Below are 6465 nucleotides of genomic sequence, written 5' to 3'. Positions count from 1 at the left end.
CAAATATGTATTCTGTCGACGATTTTTGGGTATGAGATTTTGGGTCAGGAGTTTGTTTGAATGCCGAAATTGACTGGTGTTGTACCTCCCATCGGAACTCCGCTAACGAAAGACGAACGTGTCGATGAGCCTGCTCTGCGTCGCCTTACTCGATACCTAGTCGACGCGGGCGTAAATGGCATTCTCGCCAATGGAACCATGGGTGGATTTGCGTTCCTTACCGATGAAGAGCAGGTCCGCGCGATCTCGATCGTCGTTTCCGAGGTTGATGGTTGCGTCCCGGTCATGGGCGGAATCGGTGAAACCAGCACGAGCCGCGCCGTACGTAAGGCTAAGGAGATCGCAAAGCAAGGTGTTACTCACCTGACCGTATTAGCGCCTTTTTATTTTTTCGCCTCGCAAGAAAACTTATACGCATACTTCTCCGATATCGCTGCGGCCGTCGATCTCCCGATATTTCTTTACGACAATCCTGTGATGACAAAGAACAGCCTTTCGCCTGAGACCGTCGCACGACTGCGCGAAGACGTGCCGCACATTGTAGGTCTCAAAGAGAGCAATCAGGATTGCATTAACCTGCAGAAGGTGATCGAACTGAATCAGGGTCCTGATTTTTCTATCTTGACCGGAAGCGAGTTCTTGATTGTGGTCGGTCTCCAGATGGGATGTGACGGCTTCATCGGCGGCCTGCATAACCTTTGTCCCCACATTGCTGTTGCTCTTTATCGAGCTTACTGCCGAGGCGACATTGAATCAGCATTAAAGCTGCAGAAGGAACTCGCCGCAGTTTGGGAACTTTTCCGCTACGGAAACATCTGGGGGGCTTTTGACCAGGCGTTACGCCATCTGGGAATTGCCGATTGTGCTACCGGAGCGCCTTATGTTTCACGGTTGAATGCACAAGACGCTGCCAAGGTCAATGCAATCATCGATAAACACGTCAAGCCGCATCTGTGTGCGACGGCTAAGTAATCAGCGTAGCGACGCTGGCGTACTTTTCTGGCGACAGGTATCGGATCGACAAATGCGCCAGCATAACCTGTTCCGCGGTCTGTTCCACTTGGCCTCCACAAATGAACTCAAATAGCGGGCGGTGGGAGTCGAGAACAATCCGAAGCTTTTCACTGCGGAGCAGCGTCCTGACAGAGTGTGCAAATAAGGGAGCGGTGAGGCTGGAAAGTATCTTTTCCAGGTACTCGTTCCCGCTGAAGCTCCAGATCGTGCGATGGAACTCAAAATCGACCCGCATCGAGAGCTTGGTTGGGGTCGGTTCCATATTCTCCATGGTCGTCAACAATTGCTCGAGCTTCTTTTCGCGCTGAGGGGTGAGGTTTTTTCGGGCCAAACGCAGGGCCTCAGCTTCCAGGACCACCCGCAAGGAGTTGATTTTCTGAATGTCATCGTCGTCCAGGCTAACCACGAACATTCCTCTTCGGGGAACATTGATGATGAGGGACTGTTCCTGTAGTTGCTGCAGCGCCTCCCGAACCGGAGCGCGGCTCACGTGCAGGTCGCGTGCAAGCTGGCTTTCGTTGAGGCGCTCTCCCGGTTTGATCTTTCCGCTGAGGATGGCGTCGGTTAGGACGTCGACAGTCCGATCCTTCAGCGTCCCCATATTTCTAAAGGGCTGTAGCCCAGGCTCCTTTGCCATAAGGCACCTTTTCCACCAAACTGTACTCCGTCGACGGTATCGTGCAAATCATTATGTGTCAAGGTGTTCGAGTACCTACAACCTAGGAAAACATCCCAAGCTAACACTCGGTAGCGCTCTGGGAGACGTTGTGTGTCGTTCCACTCAGAGCCTATCTCGAAAGGAACCGTGGTGAGAGTTGGTCGGTATTTCCAAAAGGGCAGCATTCGTCCGTTTGTTGCATCGGCGTCACAAGGTATCTTCGATTGGCTGATCTTTGATCGGTCGGAAACGCCTTCAAAAATACGTTCCGCCGTTAAACGGAGCATCCATAGCGGACTCGACTCTGATTTCTGTGCCGCTGCCTCGATACTGGAAACTTTCCTGGAAGGAAGCCCCAGTTTCCTTGTCGACGTTCAAGATCACAGGCTGCCTGCTGACCTGCTCCAGTCGCCACTTCCTTCGCCGGTTCAGCCCCGTACGTTCATCTGTGTGGGGCTCAACTATTCCGACCATGCTCGGGAATCAAACATGGAATTGCCGTCCCGGCCCTTGCTGTTTGCGAAATCAGCAAATGCTGTCGCAGGACACAACTCCGAGGTTTCAATTCCTCCGTCCTGCGATCAGCCAGACTTCGAAGCCGAACTCGCCGTCGTGATCGGGAAAAGATGCAGGCACGTGCGAGAGCACGATGCAATGAATTATGTGCTCGGTTATACATGCGCGAACGATATCAGTGCACGTAACTTCCAATTCGCGGATGGGCAGTGGTACCGCGGAAAAAGCTGCGATGGCTTTGGTCCTCTTGGTCCTTGGATCGTCACCAAAACGGAAATACCTGACCATCGGAATCTCAACATTCGAGGACGTCTGAACGGAGAGGTAATGCAGAACTCCAGCACGCGAAATCTGATCTTCGCCGTGCCGGAACTGATCGAGTTTATTTCCTCTTCCATAACTCTGGAGCCGGGTGACGTAATCGCGACCGGAACTCCACCCGGCGTAGGTTTTGCCCGTAAGCCACCGATCTATCTGAAGGACGGGGATACATTCGAAGTCGAAATTGAGGGAATCGGGAATCTGTCGAACACGATACGTGGAGGAAACAATGGTTGACGAGAACGTATTGGGAAAATTCTCCTCTGATAATGGTCGTCGGAAATTTCTCAAACAGGCAGGACTAGCGGCCGCTAGTCTTCCGTTCGCTCGTTCGGTAGCGGCCTTGGAGCTACCGGCACCACGCCCGTCCTCGCAAAAGTCTGGCATTTCTCCGCGGATGGTGGAGATACCCGACTACATGGTCTACGCGCAGCTGCCTGACGGAAAGCTTATCGGATTGCTAGGCGGCCTGGAGAAAGGACATGCGGTCGGCCGATACTCTTCGGACGGCGGAGAAACATTCGGCCCGACAACCCATCTCTTTCCTCTCGATGAATCCATAGGGAGCTGGTCACTGCACAATGCCTTCCTCGACCGAGACGGCGAACTCCAGCTTCTGTATACGAATGATGCGAACACATTGAAGCAGAATAAGTCCTTTTACGAGATTCATTTTGATATTTGGCATGTTCGGTCAACAAATGCCCGTAAGCAATGGCGCGCGCCAAAGCGGGTGTGGGAAGGTTATGCAGGATCATTGCTCTCCTTCGTTCAGTTGAAAAATGGTCGCGTTCTCGTCCCCTACACCTATCTGACTGCGCGCACTTGGGCTAACCGCGGAAAAGGTTTCGACGCCTATGCATTCAATGGTCGGTTTAGTTCCTCGTCCGCCTACTCCGACGATCAGGGCTCAACCTGGTACGTTTCTCCAACTGAATTGAAGGAATCCACGCCCATGATTGGCCAGGATGGCGGCATTGAACCGATTGTCCTCGAATTAAAAGATGGTCGCGTTTGGATGTTGATTCGCACACAGTGGGGACGTTTTTATGAGTCCTATTCTGTGAATGGCGGCGAAACTTGGACCCCGCCCGTTCCTACCGCAATCATCTCTGGTGACTCGCCTTGCAGCTTAACTCGCTTACCAGACGGACGTATCGTGATGTTGTGGAACAACAATCTTCGGTACTGTTATGCGAACGGCGGCCGCGCGGTGCTACACGGAGCAATTTCGGAAGATGAAGGCCGCAGTTGGCGTGGTTACCGTGAAGTTGCTGCGAATCCGCTGGTCTATCAGCCTCCTCCGCCGAACGGGGATCACGGAGTCACCTACACAGTGCCGGCTCTCACCTCAGAAGGGCACCTCATAACTTCTTTGACGATTGGCCCCGGCGGTGGATATTACCTCCTCAAACTTGATCCTGAATGGTTTTACGAAACAAAACGCTCCCATAGCTTCGAACAGGGCCTTATCGGCTGGAGCACCTTCGGAACGCAAGGTGTGGAGGTCTTAGGAGCGCCCGAAAGCTCCGGTCGACCGGTCCTGCAGATTAAGAAAACCGGCTCCGAGTGGCCGGCAGCCGGTGTCTGGAACTTCCCTGCCGGAAAGCGCGGTGACGTGCGTCTTCGAGTTTTGATTCGGGATGGGTTTGCCGGCGGAGTTATCGGGCTCACCGATCATTTCTCCGTTCCGTTTGATAGCGAAGATATCTTTCACAATGTTGCGAATCTGGATATCGGACCAGGGGGCAAGTTGCAGGGCGGCGAACGTCTTACACCAGGCCGCTGGCATGATCTTTTGTTGCGCTGGGATACTGATCGCCACCAATGTTTAGCGATAAGTGCAGGCAAGACAATCGCTCGCTGCGGCATCCGTCGCGACACGGTCGGCCCCTCGTACCTTCGCATCCGTTCGACCGCACTCGACAAAGATCCTGGAGGAATTCTGATCCAATCGGTTTCAGCCGACAGTGGAGCAGGCTGGGCCTAACAAACTAACCAACAGCAACAGGTCGACCACCACAAAACTCGAAACTGATGGGTCGGTTTCATCGGAGGGATTAGTAATGGAATTTCGTCGCTTCTATTTCCTGTTCGTTCTGCTAGTTCTGGGCCTCGCCATTTCCTCTGATGCCGCAGAAAACTCGTCGAATGCAGCGCAAGGACCCACTCTCGTTGCGACGCTCAAGGGGCACCCGGTTTTCGGCGTGTTGCCCGATGGAAGACTCGCAGCATTCTCTCTGACCACACTAGGCAAGAATCAGGTTGTCGAAATGCAGGTTTCTACCGACAATTCTCGTACATGGACGAATCCCGCAATAGTTCTCTCACTCTCGACAGATACGGGACGTTGGGGCGGACCGGAGATTCTCGTAGATCGCGAAGGCGAAATCCACCTCATCTTCCTCAATGATGCGAACACAGGTATTTACAAGGGTGGTGAAGCGAGCGGCCGCCCGAACCTGACGAAGAAACGCTTAGATATCTGGCATGCGAAATCCACTGCTGGGCGTACCAAATGGCTGTCACCTAAGAAGATCTGGGAAGGCTACACAGGATCTCTCAACTCGATAATTCAGACGAAAAAAGGCCGTATTGTATTGCCGTTTTCCTATAAGAGCGACCGAACGTGGCGCAATCGTGGAGAGGGTCCTGAGACGTTCACCTACATGGGTGATTATGATTCTACGGCTCTCTACTCGGATGACGGCGGAAAAACGTGGACGTTATCTCCCGACAAATTGAAAGTCGTGACACCAGATATACGAGGAGCTTACGGAGCCGTAGAACCTGTCGTATTGGAACTCAAGGACGGCCGCGTTTGGATGCTCATTCGCAGCCAGATGGGTCGGTTCTACGAATCCTTTTCTGATGATGGCGCACGGTGGTCGAAGCCAGCTCCAACCTCTATCGTTTCGTCGGATTCCCCCGCCGGATTGGTAAGACTCAAAGACGGACGCATCCTCCTCCTTTGGAATCAGTGTTTACGCTATCCCTACGCGTATGGCGGACGCCAGGTGCTCCACGGAGCCATATCGGAAGATGAAGGTGATACATGGCGTGGAATCCGTGAAGTGATGCGAGATCCGCAGCGCGACCTTCCGCCGCCGCCCGGAGGTGATTTCGGCACGGCGTATCCATTTCCGAGGCTCCTCAAGGACGGGAACGTTCTCTTTACATCCGGCCAAGGTGGAGGACGTCGCGCGACGTATGTGCTCGATCCCGAATGGCTAACCCAGCCGGCACAACAGACCGACTTTTCTGACGGCCTCGATGACTGGTCGACCTATGGCGTAAAAGGGGTTGAACTTAAGGATGCTTCTCAACAGCCAAAAGCCAAAGTTCTTCGTATTGCCAAACTGGATAGCAATTGGGAGGCGGGCGCCGTCTGGAATTTCCCGGCAGGGCGGAGTGGCCGTCTCGACATCGTTTTCGGCGTGGAGCCAGGCTTTCATTCGCTGAACCTCGGCCTTACCGATCATTACTCAACACCCTTCGACGAAGAGGACCGGTTCTACAACCTGTTCAATCTCCCAATTGGACCAAATAATCTGATTAATTCAGCAAAACTACAGGTTGGCAGGCGTTACCGCCTCACCATGAAGTGGAACACAAACAACAGAGCTTGCGAATTATTGTTGGATGGTAAGAACATCGGCTCACTCTCTCAAACACGCGTTACACCGACAGGCATAAATTACCTGCGCCTTCGGTCAACAAGCAGTCAGCCCGATGCCGGCGGACTCCTCCTTTACGAGGTATCGGCAAACCTCTTGAGCGATTAATCTCGGAACTGTGTTCAGCATCAGTAAGCTTCCTGCGACGTATTCTGCGGTGCAGCATGCAGTGAAAGGCGATGTTACGTTCATAGAAGTTACGGACACGTGTCGTTGCTGGCCGAGAGCAGAATTCCCAGCCCGGACACCATTTCAGATGCCGACATTCTCCTCAAATTC

The 6465-nt window shown here is 53.2% G+C and carries 5 protein-coding genes; 4 read left to right on the top strand and 1 reads right to left on the bottom strand.

Annotation, left to right across the window (positions count from 1 at the left end):
* Positions 1-60 precede the first annotated feature (60 nt).
* Positions 61-972, top strand: a complete 912-nt coding sequence (locus VN577_18875; protein ID HWR16899.1) for a dihydrodipicolinate synthase family protein — start codon at positions 61-63, stop codon at positions 970-972.
* Here the strand turns inward: VN577_18875 and VN577_18870 are convergent.
* Positions 965-1651 carry a GntR family transcriptional regulator gene (locus tag VN577_18870; GenBank protein HWR16898.1) on the bottom strand — a complete coding sequence of 229 codons (687 nt, stop codon included), beginning with the start codon at positions 1649-1651 and terminating at the stop codon, positions 965-967. The two genes, VN577_18875 and VN577_18870, sit on opposite strands and share 8 nt — an antisense overlap.
* Positions 1652-1783: 132 nt before the next feature.
* Between VN577_18870 and VN577_18865 the strand changes: the two genes are divergently transcribed.
* The 3 genes from VN577_18865 to VN577_18855 all read left to right on the top strand — a co-directional run bounded on the left by VN577_18865 (position 1784) and on the right by VN577_18855 (position 6294).
* Positions 1784-2746, top strand: coding sequence for a fumarylacetoacetate hydrolase family protein (locus tag VN577_18865; protein HWR16897.1), 963 nt, complete (start codon positions 1784-1786; stop codon positions 2744-2746).
* Entirely contained in the window at positions 2739-4499 is a 1761-nt protein-coding gene (locus VN577_18860; GenBank protein HWR16896.1) for a sialidase family protein, read from the top strand. The genes VN577_18865 and VN577_18860 overlap by 8 nt, the downstream gene beginning before the upstream one ends.
* A 76-nt stretch (positions 4500-4575) precedes the next feature.
* On the top strand, positions 4576-6294 hold the full coding sequence (locus tag VN577_18855; GenBank protein HWR16895.1) for a sialidase family protein: 1719 nt from the start codon (positions 4576-4578) through the stop codon (positions 6292-6294).
* Positions 6295-6465: the final 171 nt, after the last annotated feature.

Source organism: Terriglobales bacterium (assembly GCA_035561515.1).
In the GTDB taxonomy this organism is placed as follows: Bacteria; Acidobacteriota; Terriglobia; order Terriglobales; family Acidobacteriaceae; genus DATMXP01.
The sequence above is the reverse complement of the archived record's forward strand: the minus strand, read 5'-3'. Positions and strand labels throughout refer to the sequence as shown.

What these genes read in the sequence shown, in the direction of transcription:
- VN577_18875 (HWR16899.1), top strand. Translation starts at nt 61, where the DNA reads ATGCCGAAATTGACTGGTGTTGTACCTCCCATCGGAACTCCGCTAACG.
- VN577_18870 (HWR16898.1), bottom strand. Translation starts at nt 1,651, where the DNA reads ATGGCAAAGGAGCCTGGGCTACAGCCCTTTAGAAATATGGGGACGCTG.
- VN577_18855 (HWR16895.1), top strand. Translation starts at nt 4,576, where the DNA reads ATGGAATTTCGTCGCTTCTATTTCCTGTTCGTTCTGCTAGTTCTGGGC.
- VN577_18860 (HWR16896.1), top strand. Translation starts at nt 2,739, where the DNA reads ATGGTTGACGAGAACGTATTGGGAAAATTCTCCTCTGATAATGGTCGT.